1 protein-coding gene is annotated in these 306 nt (G+C 38.6%); it reads left to right on the top strand.

The features are described from left to right. On the top strand, positions 1-302 hold a 302-nt coding region (upp, locus tag C1E99_RS13025), incomplete at its 5' end, for a uracil phosphoribosyltransferase (protein WP_105207744.1). Positions 303-306: the final 4 nt, after the last annotated feature.

The raw sequence follows: 306 nt of genomic DNA on the forward strand, positions 1-306 counted from the left end.
AACCCGTTGAGTATCTTGTGAAATTACCAGAAGATATTGATCAACGTCATATTTTTGTAGTTGACCCAATGCTTGCTACAGGTGGTTCAGCTATTCTTGCAGTTGATTCATTGAAAAAACGTGGTGCTTCAAATATCAAATTTGTTGCTCTTGTTTCAGCTCCAGAAGGTGTAAAAGCTCTTCAAGATGCACATCCAGACATTGATATTTACACAGCAGCTTTGGATGAAAAACTCAATGAAAAAGGCTACATTGTACCAGGTTTGGGAGATGCAGGTGACCGCTTGTTCGGTACAAAATAATTGA

The sequence above is a fragment of the Streptococcus suis genome (assembly GCF_002964045.1).
Classification (GTDB): domain Bacteria; phylum Bacillota; class Bacilli; order Lactobacillales; family Streptococcaceae; genus Streptococcus; species Streptococcus suis_U.